Genomic DNA, 16308 nt, shown 5'->3' on the forward strand with positions numbered 1-16308 from the left:
GATGATCGGCTCGTTCGCCGGATCAAATCCCGGCCAGCATCAGATCGAGCGCCGCGGTGATGGCGAAGTGCTCCTTCGCCAATGATGCGATCGGCGGCCCCAGCAGGCTGCGGCGGATCGCAACGATCTCCGTCGGCACCAACACGACGCCGATGCCATTGATGGTGAAGCCGGGGTTCAGTCGCCTGATCGTCGGTACCAGCTCCGCCCGGCGCAGCGGCGCGATCACGCGGGTGTCGAGCGAGGAGAGCAGGTCAGCCTGAAGGTCGATGACGAACGGGTATTCGGCGCGAAGGCGCTCGCCGGGGTGTTCATAGACGTCGTATTGCGCCACGCTTTCACCAGCCTCGGAACTCGTCCGAGAACAGGCCGTGCTCGGCCGTCCAAGCATTCTGGGCGGCGATGGCGGTGGCGTTCTCCTCGAGCCAGCGCCGGGCATTCTCCTGCGCGATCCGCACTCGCAGAGCATCTTCGGTGATCGCCGAGAGATTGAGGCCGTGAGCGCGAGCGGCCTCGACCAGGCTGGCGTCGAGCGAGAGGTTGATCGGTCTCTTGGCAGTACGATTCATGCGCATGATTTATGCACATTAGAAGGGTGCTGTCACGCGGGGCGGTCTTGCGCAACGAGACTCGCGGCCTTCTGCTTGTCGTCAGCTTTCTAGAGACGCCCATGCCCAAACGCGCCGTCACCCCGTCCGAGTTCCGCGCTGCCGCTGAGCAACTCAGGATGTCGCCGGCGATCCTGTCCGGCGGGTTCGCCTTCCTGACCGGCGTCACCGGCGGCGATGCGCAGGGACAGATCCCGGAGGAGGCATGCCCGACCAGGGCGCGGCCTTCCGGGCGATGATGAACAACTTCGCCATCGCGGTCTGCCTCGGCCAGCAATACGGCGTGCCGCTCGAGGAGTATGTCGAGGCCTTCACCTTTTGCGCTCGGAACGCTTTCCCCAGCGCACCGAGCGACAATTCAAAGCGAACGGTCGGGCAAAGCAGACCCATCGTGGGAAGGAGGTCGCAGCTACTCGACAGCCTGGGAGATCCTGAGGCAGCCGCTACTCGGCAGCCCTTGCTGGTCGCAGATCTGACGCCGTCGGAATCTCAGGAATTTGATCAGCAGTCGGCTTGATCCGGAACCATGCCGTATAGAGCGCGGGAAGGAACAGCAGGATCAATACGGTTCCGACTGCCGTGCCTCCGATCAGCGTGTACGCCATCGATCCCCAGAAAACAGAGTGCGTCAGGGGAATGAAGGCGAGCACCGCGGCGAATGCCGTCAGCATCACGGGCCTCGTGCGCTGCACCGTCGCTTCGATGACGGCGTGATAGTCGTCGAGGCCAGCAGCGCGGTTTTCCTCGATCTGCTCGGTGAGGATCAAAGTGTTGCGCATCAGGATGCCGGCGAGCCCGATCAGGCCGAGAATGGCGTTGAAGCCAAACGGCTGGTTGAAGATGAGCAATGTCGGGACGACGCCGATCACGCCCAGCGGCGCGGTGAGCAGCACCATCGCCATCATCGAGAACGACCGCACCTGGAGCATGATGACGATGAGTGTGGCAGCAATCATCACCGGGAAGACCTTGCCCAAGGCGGCGTTGGCCTTCGTAGCTTCCTCGATCGATCCCCCCATCTCGATGCGATAGCCGGCCGGAAGGGATGCGATCAGCGGCTGCAGTGCCGTCATGATCTGCTTGGATACCTCCGGGGGCTGGGTGGCCTCGTTGATATCTGCGCGGATCGTGATGACGGGCGTGCGGTCGCGGCGCTTCAGGATCGGCTCCTCCAGGCGGATCTCGGAATGGCCGATCTGGTCGAGTGGAATCTGGCGGCCGTCGCGGCTCATCAGCGAGAAATCCGCAAGACGGGCCGGATCCAGCCTTTCGCCGCCGGCGCTGCGCGCCACCACGGGCACATTACGGATATCCTCGCGAACCTGCGTGACGGCGACGCCGGTCAGCAGGAATTGAAGCTGCTGACCAACTGCAGCCGGCGACAGCCCGATGAGGTTCAATCGGTCCTGGTCTGGGACGAAGCGGAGCACAGGCGTGCGATTGCCCCAGTCCCGATTGGCCTGCCGGACGTCTGCGACGCCCCGCATCACCTCCAGAGCTTGTCCGGAGATCGCATATAATTGCGCCGGATCTGGACCCATCACCCGAAACTCGACGGGAAACGGTGTGTACGGCCCGAACACGAGCTGCGTGACGCGCACGAACGCTTCGGGCGCAAGGCCCTCTGCAATGGCGTCTCGAAGCCGATGCTTCAGAACTTCGCGCTTCTCCGCGTCGGGCGTCAGCACGACGATCTTGGCGAAGGCGGGATCGGGCAGTTCCGGCGCCATAGCGAAGAAGAAGCGGGGCGCGCCCTGGCCGACATAGCTCGTGACGATCTTGGCCTCGGGCTGGCCGTCCAGCCAGCGTTCGAGCTTATCGACCGCGGCGGTCGTCGTTTCGATGCTGGTGCCCTCCGGCAGGCGCACCTCGACCAGCACTTCGGGCCGGTCCGATGTCGGAAAGAACTGCTGTTTAACGCCGGCCATGCCGATGCCCGACAGCGCGAACGCGATGACGACGATGCCGCATGTCATGAATTTGTGGCGCACGGCGAAGGTGATGATCCCGCGCAGGCGCCGATAATTCGGCGTGTCGTAGATTGCGTGCGTACCGCCGGGGATCGGCTTGATGTCGGGCAGCATCTTGACGCCGAGATAGGGTGTGAAGACGACCGCGACGATCCAGGAGACGATCAGCGCGAAGCCGACGACCCAGAAGATGTTCCCGGCATATTCGCCGGCTGTAGAACGAGCAAAGCCGACAGGCAGGAACCCGGCGATCGTCACGAGCGTGCCCGACAACATCGGCGCCGCGGTGTGGCTCCACGCATACGCGGCCGCCTTGATGCGGTCCATGCCCTCTTCCATCTTCACCACCATCACCTCGATGGCGATGATGGCGTCGTCCACCAGAAGGCCGAGCGCCAGGATGAGGGCGCCGAGCGTGATGCGGTCGAAGAACCGACCGGTTTCCAACATGATGAGGAAGACGACGGCGAGCGTCAGGGGGACAGCCGCCGCCACCACGATGCCGACGCGCCAGCCCAGGCTGAGCAGGCTCACCAGCAGCACGACGCCGAGCGCCATTGCGAACTTCATCATGAATTCGTCGACAGCCGAAGCGATGTTGACGGCCTGGTCGGTCACCTTGTCGAGCGTCATGCCGAGCGGCAGCGTCTGCGCGATGCCCGCCGTCCTCTGCTCCAGCGCCTTGCCGAGCGCGAGGCCATCCCAGCCCTCCTGCATGACGGCCGCAACCAGAATCGTGGCCTCTCCCTGACGCCGGATCAGGTATGTCGGAGGATCCTGATAGCCGCGGCGGACATCGGCGATGTCGGAGAGCTTGAGCGTGCGCCCCGCGGCAACGATCGGCGTGTCGGCGATCGTCTTCGAGCCCGCATAGGCGCCGTCGATTCGGATGAACATCTGCGGCCCGCTCGTGTCGATCGAGCCGGCCGGGGTGACGGTGTTTTGGCGCTGAAGGGCCGTGATGATGTCCTGTGGCGATACGCCCAAGGTCGCGAGCCTGGCATAGGAGAACTCGACGAAGATCTGCTCGGGCCGCTCGCCGAGGATGTTGATCTTCTTGACGCCGGGGACGTGCAGGAGATCCTGACGGATGACCTCGGCCTGCCTGGCCAGTTCACGCATCGGCATGCCCTTGGCCTTCAGCGCATAGAGGGCAAAACTCACATCCGAATATTCGTCGTTGACGAAGGGGCCGAGAACGCCGGGCGGCAGGTTGCGGGCCTCATCCCCGAGCTTCTTGCGGGCCTGGTAGAACTCTTCCTGCACGGCAGCGGGCGGCGTGCTGTCCTTGAGCGTCACCGTCAGATAGGCGTAGCCCGGTCGGGTCGTCGTCTCGACGCGGTCGTACCAGGTCAGTTCCTGGATCCGCTTCTCCAGAGGTTCGGCGACGAGATCCTGCATCTCGCGCGCGGTCGCGCCCGGCCATACGGTCGTGACCGTCAGCGTCTTGATGGTGAAGCTCGGGTCCTCCGCACGTCCCAGCATGAAGAAGGCATAGGCGCCGGCGGCGACGAGCAGGATGATCGAGAACAGGGTGACGGCCCGTTCGCGAACGGCGATGGCCGAGAGATTGAGGCTCATTTGCTACCCCTGCTTTGGGGATCAATCCGGACGCGAACGCCGTCTTGCAGAAGATGCGCTCCGAGCGCGACAACCGGCTGGCCGACGCTCAGTCCGGAGATCACGGCCGTCTCGCTCGTGACCCGCACAAGCTTGATAGGGCGAAATTGAACCGTCGAGGTCGCTCCATTCAGGAGCCAGACACCCGTTTTTTGACCATCGTCCAGCACTGCACCGAGCGGCACCTCCATTTCCGGCTGGCTTGCCTGGTTCGCCAACCTGATGGTGACGGTCGCTCCGAGCGGGGCTGTCGCGGCCTCTCCTGCGAGAACGTAGCGCGCTTCATAGGTGCGGGTCTGGGAATCCGCAGAATCGGAGAGCTGCCGGAGGGTGGCTCCATAGCGGCGCAGGTCTGTGCCGTAGAGGCTCGCTTCGGCGTTCGAGCCGATCGTCGGCCTGATTGTCTCGGGGAGCGAAACGACCGCTTCACGGGGGCCGGCCTGGGCTAGCCGAATAACCGTCTGGCCGGCGGAGACAACCTGTCCCGGCTCGCCCAGCGTTTCGACGACAATGCCATCGGCGTCGGCGACCAGAAGGGAATAGCCTGACCCGTTTTCAGCGACCTTCTCGTCCGCTTCTGCGGCGGCGAGCTGGGCCACGGCGGTATCCAGCGCAGCCTTTGCCTGCTCGTAGCGCTGCGGGCTCGCAGCAAAACCGTCCTTGACCAGAACGGCATAGCGCTTCTCGTCAGCTCGCGCCTGAACCAGAACGGCGCGAGCCGCCGCTGTAGCGTTGCGCTTTGCGGTGAGCGCGAGCTGGAGATCAGTCTCGTCGATCCGCATGAGCGCCTGACCGGCTGAAACGGCCTGCCCGACATTCACACGCCGTTCGACGATCTTGCCGGCAACGCGGAAGCCCAGATTGCTTTGGACACGGGCTGCGATGACACCCGTGAAGCGGCGTTCGGCGTCGACGACCGGCGCGGGAGTCGCCAACCTGACGATCGGAGCATTCTGCCTCGGGTCGCTCACGGCAGAAGCCTTCTGCGAGCGCGCCGAGAGCATGACGAACGCCGCGACCGCGGACGCTGCGAACACAACGCTCCCTGCGACGATTACCGATCTCATTTTCTTGCCCATCGCCTCGAACCAATTAGATTGCGTATGACATCTATAAGTTATATAGATTACAAACGCAATCTAATTTGGAGATCCCCATGCGTGTGACGCGGCAGCAGGCCGAGGAAAATCGGCAAACGGTCATTGACGTGGCCAGCCGTCTGTTCCGGCAGCACGGCTTCGACGGCATTGGCCTGAAGGATCTGATGGCCGGTGCCGGGTTGACGCAGGGCGCCTTCTACAAGCAGTTCGAATCCAAGGATGACCTGGCCGCGCAGGCCTCAAGGCGCGCCCTGGAGAGCGCCTCGGGCCGGTGGTCGGCTGCGGCCCGGTCCAATCCCGAAGACCCGCTGTCGGCCGTGGTCGATTTCTATCTCAGCATGGGTCACTGCGCCGAGAAATCGGATGGCTGCCCCATCGTTGCGCTGGGTTCGGATGCCGCCAGGCAAGGTCCGGACGTGAAGGCGGCGTTCCAGGCCGGGATCGAAGACCATCTCGAGATGCTGGGTGGCTGGGTCGGCAACGCCGAAGACGCCGCGGCTGATGGCCGGGCTATGGCCGTCCTCTCGACGATGGTTGGCGCAGTGCTCCTTTCACGCGCCGTCAACGACGAGCATATGTCGAAACGGCTCCTGCAGGCGGCCGCCGAGAGCGTGCTGGCACAGTTGCCTGCGGGCGAGGCACGGTCGGGACCGCGCCAATGACGAAGTTCGGGGCTGCACCTCTTCCCGCCGACATGGCCTCGCGCCCGTTCGACACGGCCCGCGACGGCTTCGTCATGGGCGAGATCGCCGCGGTCAAGACGCTGTTCGGCTCTGAGGGCGGGATGAGCCCCACCACGGCTCAGCGATCAACGGGGACCATGCAATGCTGGACAAGCTTTACGCGCGCATCGCCGCGAAGGTGGGGTCGATCTCCAAGAGCATCGTTCGAAATATTGCTTTCTTCGAGAACGACACCGGAGACGCGATCGAAGCGCGGCTGCAAAAGATCGAACGCGAGATCATCGGGATCAATGCGCAAATTGACGCTCAACCAACGGACAGAAAGTCCCGGCCGTAAGCTGGACGGGATACATAAAGAAGGAGGGCCGTGGGCTGTGCGGGAGCGTAAGCTTCAATGGACAGTGGTTGAGAGCAGTTTCCGAGGCAGCGAGCTCAAGCGCCTGCAGCCTTCGGTTTCGAGCACGATCGTTTCGCTGAACCCCAAGCCACCTGCTGTCGTATACATGTGAAATACCATGCTCTCTTCAAGTCTCCAGCGGGCGTTCGGCAGGAACACGCGAGAGAAGTCGCTCGGGCGCGGCGTGCGGCCATAGAGGCCGAGCGTGTATCCGGTGACGTTGTCATATACTGGGCGCAAGCCCTCGCGAAGTACGGCTTCGCGCAGCACAGCATCGACGTCGCATGCTAAGGCGCCAGGCCGCATCGCTGCGAACTGGCGATCCTGGAGCGCGACGAGACGCTCGGCGAGTGGCAAAAGCTCCCGCTGGTCCCCGCCAATCAAGACCGGACGCATCAGTCGTGCGCCGTAATTGCGCACTTTCGGGATCAGTTCGACATGCAGCACACCGCCTTCAGCCAGAGGCTGATCGGTCATGACGCCATGCAGGAATTCATGGCCGCCGATACCCGGCACGATCGGCCCGGTTTCACCTGTATCAGCGCCGTTCTCCAGGAAGCAGGCGGCGGCGATCGCGGCAGCGGCGCGCGGCGAAATCCCGGGCCGCGCCAGCGCGGCGATGGCCATCATCGCCTTGTCGGCGATGCCGGCGGCGCGGGCGATCAGATCCACCTCGGCCGGCGACTTTACCGCACGCAGCAGGTCGCTCGCTTGCGGCAGGTCGACGAAGCGCGTGCCCGGCAGCAACGCTGCGAGCCGGTCGCGCGTTGCGGCGGTGAAGCCGTAAGAGGCGTGATCGGAGCCGATCGTGCAGCTGGCGAAGCCGCGGCGCCGAAGTTCCTCCGCCATCACCACATGCGGCTCATCGGTATCGGCGAAGCCTACGATGTCGGTAAACCAGCAGGCGTCGCGGCACGGCGCGGCGTCGAGTTCGCGCAACACGAACCAGGGCTCGCCCTCGCGCGGCAGGAAGGCGGCGCGGTACATCGTCTCCGAGACCGTGTAGCCGGTCAGCCAGGCGAGGAACTCCGCGTGGTCGACCAGCAAAAGGTCGGCGCCGGCCTCGGCCATCGCCGAGCGGGTTCTTGCGACCCGCGCCGCGAACTCCTCGCGCGGAAAAGGAGCGCTCACGCCACCTCGCAGATGTCCAGGATCGTCAGCATGTAAATGCGGACCATGTCGAGGAAGTCGCGGATCTCGACGCGCTCGTCGGGCATGGTGTTGTAGCGCCCCCCCGGACCGCAGACGACGCCCTCCATGCCGGGCTGGGCGTAGAGATGGCCGGCATCGGTGCCGAAAAAGCCCGGCGGCCTGATCGCGCCTGTCGGCTGTTTCTCGCCGCGCACGACCTCATAGGCGGCGTTGATCGCCTTGACGATGCGGGCGTCCTTGGCGACCTCGAAGGCCGGCATGGAACGGTGCCCTTCCTTCTTCTCAATCCGGATCGAGGTTTTCAGGCCGGGAAAGCGCTGCTCGAGCGCTGTCAGCTCGCGCTGCATATCTGCAAGCGCGCCGTCCTGCGTCTGTCCCGGCGCGAAACGACCCGAGCCCTTCAGCTTGCAGTAGTCGGCGACCTGTGGCGCCCGCCATTCGTGCAGCTCCTTGCCGAGCGCGCCATGCATCACACCGACATGGACGCGGTTGATCGATTCGTGCTCGGGGGAGGGGGCGCCGGAAAAGGTCATGGCGTTGAGGCGCGGGACGAGATCGCAGGCTGCCATGATGGCGTCGACGGCATGCTCGCGCTTGGAGAGATGGCGCGTATTGCCGACGAGCTCGATGACGAAGGAAAAGGCGCAGGCGTGCATGGTCACGGCCTGCACGTCGGTCGGCTCGCTGTTGACGAAGTAGTCGGCGCGGATGCCGCTCTCGATCGCCGCGACCGTGCCGACACCGCCCTGCAACTCGCCGACGACATAGGTCAGGATCACGTCGCCCTTCAGCTTCACATCGGCGCCGAGCAGCGTCTTCACGGCGCAATAGGAGGCTGCATCGCCCGCCTTCATGTTCGAGACGCCGATGCCGTAGATGAACTCCTCGTCCACGACGCCGCCCCAAGGATCGACCGTCCAGCCTTCGGTGGCGGGATTGGTGTCGAGATGGCCGTTGAAGAGAAGGCTCTTGCCGCCGCCCGTACCCTTCCACAGGCCGATGGCGTTGGCGCGGCGGCCCTCGTCGAAGCTTTGCATGTGCGCCTCGATGCCCATCGCCTGCATCTGACCGACGACATGATGGACGAGCGCCTTCTCGCCCTCGGTTTCCGAGTAGCTCTTGTGCTTCACCCAATCGGAGAGCAGCGCGAGGCAGGCGTTCTCGTCGAGCGAATGGATCAGGTCACGATAGGTCATGGTCGGCTGTCCTGAAGCTTCAAGCGGCAGCTGAGGCCGGCGCGGGCACGGCTTCGAGCAGGGAGCGGGTATAGGGATGCAAGGTGCCGCCCGAGAGGGCGGCGACATCGACCAGATCGACGAGGTCGCCGCGATGCATCACGGCGATACGGTGGGCGATCTGACGCACGAGGTTGAGGTCGTGCGTGATGAAGAGGTAGGCCGTGCCAAAGCGCTTCTGCAGGTCGACAAGGAGCTCGACCACGGAAGCCTGCACCGAGACGTCAAGCGCCGAGGTGATCTCGTCGCAGATCACGAGCTTTGGCTTGGAGGCGAAGGCGCGGGCAATGGCGACGCGCTGCTTCTCGCCGCCGGACAACTGGTGCGGATAGCGCTCGGCATAGGATGCAGGCAGTCGCACCTGCTCCAGCAGTTCGCCGATCAGCCTGGCGTCCCGGCGCACGCCCGGCTCGCCATAGAGCGCGAGCGGTCGCGACAAGATCTCACGGATGCGATGGCGCGGATTAAGCGAAGAATCCGGGTGCTGGAAGATGATCTGGACATCGCGACGATAGGCGCGGTTCATGTCGGAAAGGCCTCCGATCCGGCGGCCGTCGAAGCGGATTTCGCCCTCGAACGGGTTCAGGCCGGTCATCGCCTTGGCGAGCGTCGATTTGCCCGAGCCGGATTCGCCGACGATGCCGAGGATCTCCCCGGGCATGATCGAGAGGCTGACTTCGCGATTACCCGTGAACTGCGTGTTGGTGCGTCCAAGCAGTCCGGCGAGGAAGGGCTTGCGACCGTAGTGGACACTGACTTTCTCGACCTCGACCAGCGGCTTCGCTCCGGACTCGGGCTCCGTGCGGGGTTCGACCAGCCGGTTATCCGGCCGCGGCACGGCCGCGAGAAGCTTCTGCGTATAGGCGTCGCGCGGGTGGGCGAAGACGTCGCGGACCGGGCCCTGCTCGACGATCTTCCCGCGATGGATCACCGCGACTTTCGTGGCGATCTGCGAGACCAGCGCGAGATCGTGCGAAATGTAGAGCGAGGCGACGCCGGTATCTTCCTGCAGCGATTTGAACAGGTCGAGGATCTGTCGGGCGGTGATCACATCGAGTGCCGTGGTCGGCTCGTCGAAGATGATGCATTCCGGCTGGCAGGCGAAGGCGGTCGCGATGACGACGCGTTGTTTCTCGCCGCCGGACGCCTCGTGCGGATAGCGCCGCATCATCTCCTTGGGCAGCTTGAGGCCGACATGGGCGAGACGTTGCTCGCCTTCCGCCCAGGCCTGTTTGGGCGTCAGACTGCGATGGCGCACCAGTACCTCTGCGAGCTGCTCGCCAAGCGGCAGCGTCGGGTTGAGCGAGGTGCTGGGATCCTGGAAGACCATGCCGATGCGTCGGCCGCGGATGGCGCCGATCTCGGCCTCCGTCGCCTTCAGCAGGTCCTGCCCGGCAAAGCCGATGCGCCCGGTCTCGCGCGCCGTCTCCGGCAGATAGCGCATGATCGCCCAGGCGAGCGAGGTCTTGCCGGAGCCGGATTCGCCGACAAGGCCAAGCACCTCGCCTTTCGCGACAGACAGCGTGACGTCGTCCAGGGCGCGCATAAAGCCGCCGGGCGTAGCGTAGTCGAGGCCGTAGCCGGCGATCTCGAGGATCGGTGCGCTCATCTCCCTCAGGTCCTCGGGTTCAGCGCATCGCGCAGCCCGTCGCCGAGCAGGTTGAAGCCAATCGCTACCAGCGCGATGGCGAGGCTCGGCCACAAGATCATCCAGGGACTCAGATGCATGAAGCGGCGTGCCTCCGAGACCATGAGCCCCCATTCGGATGCCGGCGGCTGCGCGCCGAGGCCCAGGAAGGAGAGAGTGGCGAACAGCATCACCGCGAAGGCGACGCGGATCGTCATCTCGACGACGATGGGCGCGATCACGTTGGGCAGCATCTCCCGCCCGACGATGAAGGCGGCGCTCTCGCCGCGTGCGACGGCGGCGTTGACATAGTCCTGCTTGCGGACGGCGAGCGCGACCGAGCGCGTGATCCGCGCCATGCCGGGTGTGAAGGCGAGGCCGATCGCGAGCAGCGCGTTGACGCTGCTCTTGCCAAGCAGGTTCACGATCAGCAGCGCCAGCAGCAGGCTGGGGATCGACATGATGGCATCTACGGTGCGCATGATCGCCTCGTCGCTGCGCCCACCGAGGAAGGCGGAGACGGTGCCGACCACCGCGCCGACCAGCGTGCCGAGCGCCGTGGCGAGCAGGGCCATGACCACGGTCGCGCGGGCGCCATGCAGGAGGCGGCTGAGGATGTCACGTCCGTACTGATCGGTACCGAGCCAGAACTGCGCGCTCGGCGGCTTGTAGCGCTGCAGCGGCGCCATCGTCTCGGGATTGTAGGGCGCGAACCAGGGCCCAACGACGACGACCAGCAGGATCAGCCCGACGATCAGCAGGCCGAGCAGCCCCTGTGGCGAGCGCAGCATGCGCTTGAGGATCTCAATCATACTGGATCCTCCGGTCGAGCCAGGCGTAACAGACGTCAGCAAGGAAGTTCACGACGGCATAGGTCGTCGCCATGATCAGCGCGCCCGCCTGGATCGACGGGAGGTCACGGGCCTGGATCGCGACGATGAGCTGGCGGCCGATGCCGGGCAGGGCGAAGATTTCCTCGACGACGATAACGCCACCGAGCAGGTATCCGACATCGAGCGCGACGATGGTGATCGTCGGCAGCAGCGCGTTGCGTAAGCCATGCTTGAACAGCACCTGCCACTTTGACAGGCCCTTGAGCCGCGCGGCACGGATATAGTCAGAATGCATGACGTCGATCAGCTCGGAGCGCACCATGCGGGAGACATGCGCGATCAGGATCAGCGACACGGTCAGCACAGGCAGGACGAGATGCCTGATGCCGCGCAGCGGATCTTCCGTGAGCGGCACATATCCGGTCGCCGGCAGCCATTGCAGCCAGTCGGCGAACACGAGGACGACGAGCGTGGCAGTGACGAATTCCGGCAGCGAGACGCCAACATAGGAAACGACGCTGACGCCGAGATCGGCTGCGCGTCCCCGCCGCACCGCCGCCAGGATGCCGAGCGGGATCGCCAGCACCAGCATCAGGACGATCGAGAACAAGGCGAGCAGCAGCGAGCGGCCGAGCGCTTCGATCATCGCCGGCGCGACCGGCTGGCCGGTGCGCATCGAGACGCCAAAATCGCCCCGCACGACGCCGCCGAGCCAGTGCAGATACTGCATCCAGATCGGGTCGTTCAGCCCCATCTTGACGCGCAGTGCCGCCAGCGCATCAGGCGTCGCGTTCTCGCCCAGCACCATGACGGCGGCGTCCGCCGGCAGGATCTGGGTGATCGCGAAGACGATCAGTGACACGACGAGGAGCGTGTAGCCGATCAGCAGGATGCGTTTGAGGATGTAGGCCGGCGACACTGCGCTTCTGCCCTCGCTAGTCCGCTCAGCCGCGCTTCGGCGCGTTGGCGCCGAGCGAGACCTGGTCGAGCCGGAAGACGGCGCCGCGCGGATGCAGCTCGTAGCCCTGCACCCATTCGCGCTGCGCGCCGAGCAGGTCGAAGAAGGCCGGGATGATCGAGGGCACCTCGGCATTCATCAGCTTCTGCGCATCGGCATAGAGCGCGCGGCGCTTGGCCTCCTCGACGGTGGCGCGGGCCTCGAAGATGAGCTTGTCGAAGGCCGTGTTGTTCCAGCGCGTCTCGTTCCATGCGGCGTTCGAGGTGTAGAGCAGCGAGAAGATGGCGTCGGCGGTCGCCTGCATGTTGTAGAAGCCGACATAGAACGAGCCCTTCTTCCAGACCTGATCGAGATAGGTCGCGTGCGGCATCGTCTCGACCTTGATGTCGAAGCCCGCGGGCTTGGCCATCTCGCGCAGGGCAACGGCGAGTTGCGTGCGCAGACCCGGCCGGTCGGAGGCGATCAGCGTCGCTTCCAGGCCCTTGGGATAGCCGGCTTCCGCCAGCAGGGACTTGGCCTTGGCGATGTCGGCCTGCTTCAGCGGCTGCTCGGCATAGAAGCGATAGGCCGGGTTGAGGGGCGCGTCGTTGCCGACCGAGCCGAAGCCCTCGGTGACGAAATCGACCATCGTCTTGCGGTCGACCGTCAGCGCTAGCGCCTGGCGCACGCGGATATCGTTGAAGGGCTTCTGGTCGCAGCCGAAATTGACGTTGCAGAACTGGCCCGAGGGCACGCGCAGTGCCTTGACGCCCGAGGCCTTCTGGAGCCGGGCGAACTCGGTCGGCGGGGTAGTGGTGATGAGATCGGTGTCGCCGGAGATCAGGGCGGAGGCCTCCGCACTGACGTCGGGATAGACCACGACCTCGATGCGATCGAGATAGGGGCGCGCCTTGTCGTAGAATGCATCGTTGCGGGCGACGACGATCAAGCGCTCCGGCTCGAAGGAGACGAGCTTGAACGGGCCGGTCCCGATCGCCTGGCGGTCGAGCTTCTCCAGACCGCCCTTGGTGACGGCGGCGGGGACGATCTTGGCGTTGGTGTAGGCGAGCGTGACGGGCAGGTCGGCGAAGGGCGCCGAAAGCGTGAAGACGACGGTGGTGTCGTCCTTCGCCGCGACCTTGGAGACGGGGCCGACATTCTGACGCGCGGGCGAGGCGGTCTTGGCATCGAGGATCGCCTCGAAGGTCGCGACCACGTCGGCGGCGGTGCAGGGCGAACCGTCATGGAAGCTCAGGCCCTTGCGCAGGCTGAAAGTCCATTCGGTCAGGTCGACGGAGTTGGTCCAGGATTCGGCGAGGTCGGGCTCGGCGCTCATATCGGGCTTGAGGCGCGTCAGGCCGGAATAGAGCAGTTCGGCGACCAGATATTCCGGGTTCACGCGGGTGACGAGCGGGTTCAGCTTGGCGACGGCCTGGTCAACGCTGACCCGCAGCGTGCCGCCCCGCCGCGGCGTCTGCGCGAAGGCCGGCAGGCCGGACATGGCGAGGCCGCTCAGAGCGGCGGAAGCGGCGAGGAAATCGCGACGATGGATGCTCGGCATGGGACGCTCCTTCAGCTCTGGGATATCGTGATGTCGGGGTTGAGATCGGGCCGGAAATCGGCAGCGAGATAGGAAAGTACCGCCCGCGCCAGCGAGACGATGTCGGAGACGGTGGTGTATTCGCCCGGCGCGTGGATGTTGCGGTCGGGCCTGCCCAGTCCGCCGAGCAGCACCTCCCGGACGCCGGTGGCGCGCTGGACCCATCCGAAATCGGAGCAACTCGCGGCTCCCCAGCGGCGGAACTCTTCCGGCGCATAGCCGAAGCCCGCGCCGACGGCAGCCTGCCAGCGCGGCCAGTGCGGGCCGGCCGGATCACTGGTCGGAGCAAGATGACCGGTCAGCACCGTCTCGACGGTCAGGCCGGGTACGGAGGCGACAGCGCGGCGGATCGTATCCTCGATCTCCGCGAGCGCTCCGTCGAAAGCCTCCTCTGGCATGTACCGACGGTTCAACGTGAGCTCGAGCAGGGCCGGCACCTGTCCGCCAGCGGTACCGCCGTCGATCGTCGCAATGTTGAGCTGCGCGGCAAGCGCAGGCTTGCCGGGCGGTGGCGGCAGCGCAGATATCCGGCTTGCAATGCGCGCTTTCAGCGCTGCAAGTGCATTGAGCAATGGCAATGCCCCTTCGATTGCGTTGAGGCCGCTTCCCTGTCGGTTGCCCTCGCCGGCATGGACTGCCTGTCCGTGCACGCGCACGAGCAGGTTGAACAAGCCGAAGCAGCCGGCCCAGATCCGCGCCTCGGCGCTGCCGTTGAAATTGACGATATGGCCGCGGAGCCGACCCTGCTCGGCTAGATAGCGGATGCCAGGATAGAGGCCGCCCTCCTCATCGGTGCAGAACAGCAGCATCGGATCGTAGGCGAGTTCGATGCTGCAGGCTTCGGCGGCCTGCAGCGCCAGCAGTACGGCGGCGATGCAGCCTTTCATGTCGGCTGCGCCAAGCCCGATGAGGCGCTCGCCGTCGCGGGCCATGGCCTGCGGATCGGTTCTCCAACCCGGCGCGGCAGGAACGGTGTCGACATGAAAGTACAACCCGCAGACCGGCTTGCCGCTCCCGCGGGTTGCAACGAGGTTTGTCCTGGCGCCGATGGCCGGTCCGCTTGGCATCCGCCAGAGTTCCTCCGGCACGTCGATGTGCTCGGATTCGAAGCCGAGCGGGCGCGTCATCGTCTCCATCAGCATCGCGAAGTCGCCATAGCCTCGGCCCGGCGGGAATGAGGTATCGATCGCGATCATCCGGCCGAGATCAACCACCGCATCCTCGACCGCGCCGGCGACCCAGCTATGTCCGCGCGCCAGGGCCGGGGTCTCTCGATCAGCCCTGCCGGCAGCCATCGTCATCGCATCGCCTCGCCCGGCTGGGCTGTCGGGACGCGATCTGCCATGGAGATGGCGAAGGTGGCGGCTTGCTTGTCCATTGGCCGGCTGAGTGCTTTCATATAAACTATATAGAAATAGGACTCATTCGTATGCCGCCTGTCAACGTCAAAAAAACGACCGCGCCTGCCGCGGGATTGATCAATGGCGGCGATGTAGCTTCGACGTTGCCGAACCTCGTCTCACTCGATTCCGCGCCGCTCTACGAACGGGTGAAGCGGCACATGTCGGAAGCGATCCTTGTTGGCGAATGGCAGCCTGGCATGGTGTTGCCCAGCGAAACGGCGTTGGCGCAGGGGTTTGGGATCGCCGTCGGCACCGTACGCCGGGCGATGAGCGATCTGGTCGCCGAGGGTTTACTGTCACGCCGGCGCAAGACGGGTACCGTCGTCACCGGCCGCGCGCCGCATCATTCGCTGCGCTTCTTCTTCCAATATTTCCGCCTTCACCGCGCAGATGGCAGCCTGGTGAAGTCGACCAGCCGATTTTTAAGCATCGAGGGGCGAGCCGCTACGGGCGAAGAGGCAGAGCGTCTTCAGATTTCGTCCGGCGGCGTCATCGCCATCCACCGCATCAGGCATGCTGATGGTCGCCCTGTCATGCACGACAAGCTGCTATTCGCCGAGGAGCGCGTTCCCGGTCTTCCGCGAGAGATCGAGGCGCTACCCTCCCTTCTCTATCTGCATCTTCTGGAGCGGTACGGGATTCGCGTCTCCGCCGTCCGCGAGCAGATCACGGCCGATCTGGCGAGCGACGAGGACATGGCCCTGCTCGGCCTCGATCAGCGCGAAGCCGTCCTCACCATCGATGAGGTCGCTTATGATCAGGCAGGTTTGCCCACGATTCTCGGCGTTCACCGTGCCTGCACGCGCAATCACGTTTACATAAACGAGGTTCGGTAGGTGCCATTGTGAGTGATTACGAGATTGCCCAAAATCTGGACCTGGCCGATCAGCCGGTCCATCTCTCGTCCGACTTGGGCAGAGCGTCGATTTGATGCCTGTTTGTTGGGTGGATCGCTCCCGGGAAGAATTACACCGCTGGAATCGGCCTCAGTTAACTGATGGCCGGCGGCGGCGCTGGCGAGGTGATGGCGTCGCGCCATCCGCGCTGAGCAGGGGCGGTATCGCCTTGACCGGCTGCTGATGGGCAACGAGAGCAAGCCGGGCGGAGAACGCCTGACGCTGATCCGCATCTTCGAGGAACTGC

At 64.9% G+C, this 16308-nt stretch carries 15 protein-coding genes; 4 read left to right on the forward strand and 11 right to left on the reverse strand.

The window, feature by feature from the left end; genetic code table 11:
• Window positions 1–22: 22 nt before the first annotated feature.
• Both B6S44_RS03020 and B6S44_RS03025 read right to left on the reverse strand, forming a co-directional pair.
• Window positions 23–334: a CcdB family protein gene (locus tag B6S44_RS03020; protein ID WP_164985698.1), complete on the reverse strand. Its 312-nt coding sequence runs from the start codon at window positions 332–334 to the stop codon at window positions 23–25.
• A gap of 4 nt (window positions 335–338) precedes the next feature.
• Window positions 339–569: a type II toxin-antitoxin system CcdA family antitoxin gene (locus tag B6S44_RS03025; RefSeq protein WP_206735065.1), complete on the reverse strand. Its 231-nt coding sequence runs from the start codon at window positions 567–569 to the stop codon at window positions 339–341.
• Between the two features lie 101 nt (window positions 570–670).
• Here B6S44_RS03025 and B6S44_RS29235 point away from each other — a divergent pair, with 101 nt between their 5' ends.
• Window positions 671–847: a RidA family protein gene (locus B6S44_RS29235; protein WP_164985699.1), complete on the forward strand. Its 177-nt coding sequence runs from the start codon at window positions 671–673 to the stop codon at window positions 845–847.
• Window positions 848–1051: 204 nt separating this feature from the next.
• Here B6S44_RS29235 and B6S44_RS03030 read toward each other — a convergent pair whose 3' ends face one another.
• On the reverse strand, window positions 1052–4159 hold the full coding sequence (locus tag B6S44_RS03030) for an efflux RND transporter permease subunit (protein WP_129155262.1): 3108 nt from the start codon (window positions 4157–4159) through the stop codon (window positions 1052–1054).
• Window positions 4156–5277: an efflux RND transporter periplasmic adaptor subunit gene (locus B6S44_RS03035; protein WP_248309408.1), complete on the reverse strand. Its 1122-nt coding sequence runs from the start codon at window positions 5275–5277 to the stop codon at window positions 4156–4158. Before B6S44_RS03035 ends, B6S44_RS03030 begins: the two co-directional genes overlap by 4 nt.
• A gap of 77 nt (window positions 5278–5354) precedes the next feature.
• Between B6S44_RS03035 and B6S44_RS03040 the strand changes: the two genes are divergently transcribed.
• Complete coding sequence (locus tag B6S44_RS03040; protein WP_129155263.1) at window positions 5355–5960, forward strand: TetR/AcrR family transcriptional regulator; 606 nt, start codon at window positions 5355–5357, stop codon at window positions 5958–5960.
• A 163-nt stretch (window positions 5961–6123) separates the two neighbouring features.
• Window positions 6124–6318: a hypothetical protein gene (locus B6S44_RS03045; RefSeq protein WP_129155264.1), complete on the forward strand. Its 195-nt coding sequence runs from the start codon at window positions 6124–6126 to the stop codon at window positions 6316–6318.
• A gap of 54 nt (window positions 6319–6372) precedes the next feature.
• Here B6S44_RS03045 and B6S44_RS03050 read toward each other — a convergent pair whose 3' ends face one another.
• From B6S44_RS03050 to B6S44_RS03080, 7 genes are read right to left on the reverse strand one after another with little or no spacing between them, the layout of a single operon-like run.
• On the reverse strand, window positions 6373–7509 hold the full coding sequence (locus tag B6S44_RS03050; RefSeq protein ID WP_248309409.1) for a M24 family metallopeptidase: 1137 nt from the start codon (window positions 7507–7509) through the stop codon (window positions 6373–6375).
• Window positions 7506–8726 (reverse strand): M20 family metallopeptidase, encoded by a 1221-nt coding sequence (locus tag B6S44_RS03055; RefSeq protein ID WP_129155265.1) that lies wholly within the window; start codon window positions 8724–8726, stop codon window positions 7506–7508. The genes B6S44_RS03050 and B6S44_RS03055 overlap by 4 nt, the downstream gene beginning before the upstream one ends.
• A gap of 19 nt (window positions 8727–8745) precedes the next feature.
• Window positions 8746–10374, reverse strand: coding sequence for a dipeptide ABC transporter ATP-binding protein (locus B6S44_RS03060; protein WP_164985700.1), 1629 nt, complete (start codon window positions 10372–10374; stop codon window positions 8746–8748).
• A gap of 5 nt (window positions 10375–10379) precedes the next feature.
• A complete protein-coding gene (locus B6S44_RS03065) occupies window positions 10380–11204 on the reverse strand; it encodes an ABC transporter permease (protein WP_129155266.1) in 825 nt (274 codons plus the stop codon).
• Window positions 11197–12144, reverse strand: coding sequence for an ABC transporter permease (locus B6S44_RS03070; RefSeq protein ID WP_129155267.1), 948 nt, complete (start codon window positions 12142–12144; stop codon window positions 11197–11199). Before B6S44_RS03070 ends, B6S44_RS03065 begins: the two co-directional genes overlap by 8 nt.
• Window positions 12145–12169: 25 nt before the next feature.
• Complete coding sequence (locus B6S44_RS03075; RefSeq protein WP_129155268.1) at window positions 12170–13723, reverse strand: ABC transporter substrate-binding protein; 1554 nt, start codon at window positions 13721–13723, stop codon at window positions 12170–12172.
• 11 nt (window positions 13724–13734) lie between these two features.
• On the reverse strand, window positions 13735–15063 hold the full coding sequence (locus tag B6S44_RS03080; RefSeq protein ID WP_465246078.1) for a M20 family metallopeptidase: 1329 nt from the start codon (window positions 15061–15063) through the stop codon (window positions 13735–13737).
• Between the two features lie 128 nt (window positions 15064–15191).
• Between B6S44_RS03080 and B6S44_RS03085 the strand changes: the two genes are divergently transcribed.
• Entirely contained in the window at window positions 15192–16001 is an 810-nt protein-coding gene (locus tag B6S44_RS03085) for a GntR family transcriptional regulator (RefSeq protein ID WP_129155269.1), read from the forward strand.
• Window positions 16002–16308: the final 307 nt, after the last annotated feature.

This window comes from Allobosea sp. Tri-44, from assembly GCF_004123845.1.
Taxonomy (GTDB): Bacteria; Pseudomonadota; Alphaproteobacteria; order Rhizobiales; family Beijerinckiaceae; genus Allobosea.

Excerpts from the sequence above, each read along its gene's own strand:
- B6S44_RS03030 (WP_129155262.1), bottom strand. The coding sequence starts at position 4,159 with ATGAGCCTCAATCTCTCGGCCATCGCCGTTCGCGAACGGGCCGTCACC.
- B6S44_RS03045 (WP_129155264.1), top strand. The coding sequence starts at position 6,124 with ATGCTGGACAAGCTTTACGCGCGCATCGCCGCGAAGGTGGGGTCGATC.
- B6S44_RS03025 (WP_206735065.1), bottom strand. The coding sequence starts at position 569 with ATGAATCGTACTGCCAAGAGACCGATCAACCTCTCGCTCGACGCCAGC.
- B6S44_RS03035 (WP_248309408.1), bottom strand. The coding sequence starts at position 5,277 with ATGGGCAAGAAAATGAGATCGGTAATCGTCGCAGGGAGCGTTGTGTTC.
- B6S44_RS03080 (WP_465246078.1), bottom strand. The coding sequence starts at position 15,063 with ATGACGATGGCTGCCGGCAGGGCTGATCGAGAGACCCCGGCCCTGGCG.
- B6S44_RS03075 (WP_129155268.1), bottom strand. The coding sequence starts at position 13,723 with ATGCCGAGCATCCATCGTCGCGATTTCCTCGCCGCTTCCGCCGCTCTG.
- B6S44_RS03055 (WP_129155265.1), bottom strand. The coding sequence starts at position 8,726 with ATGACCTATCGTGACCTGATCCATTCGCTCGACGAGAACGCCTGCCTC.
- B6S44_RS29235 (WP_164985699.1), top strand. The coding sequence starts at position 671 with ATGCCCAAACGCGCCGTCACCCCGTCCGAGTTCCGCGCTGCCGCTGAG.
- B6S44_RS03065 (WP_129155266.1), bottom strand. The coding sequence starts at position 11,204 with ATGATTGAGATCCTCAAGCGCATGCTGCGCTCGCCACAGGGGCTGCTC.
- B6S44_RS03040 (WP_129155263.1), top strand. The coding sequence starts at position 5,355 with ATGCGTGTGACGCGGCAGCAGGCCGAGGAAAATCGGCAAACGGTCATT.
- B6S44_RS03085 (WP_129155269.1), top strand. The coding sequence starts at position 15,192 with ATGCCGCCTGTCAACGTCAAAAAAACGACCGCGCCTGCCGCGGGATTG.
- B6S44_RS03060 (WP_164985700.1), bottom strand. The coding sequence starts at position 10,374 with ATGAGCGCACCGATCCTCGAGATCGCCGGCTACGGCCTCGACTACGCT.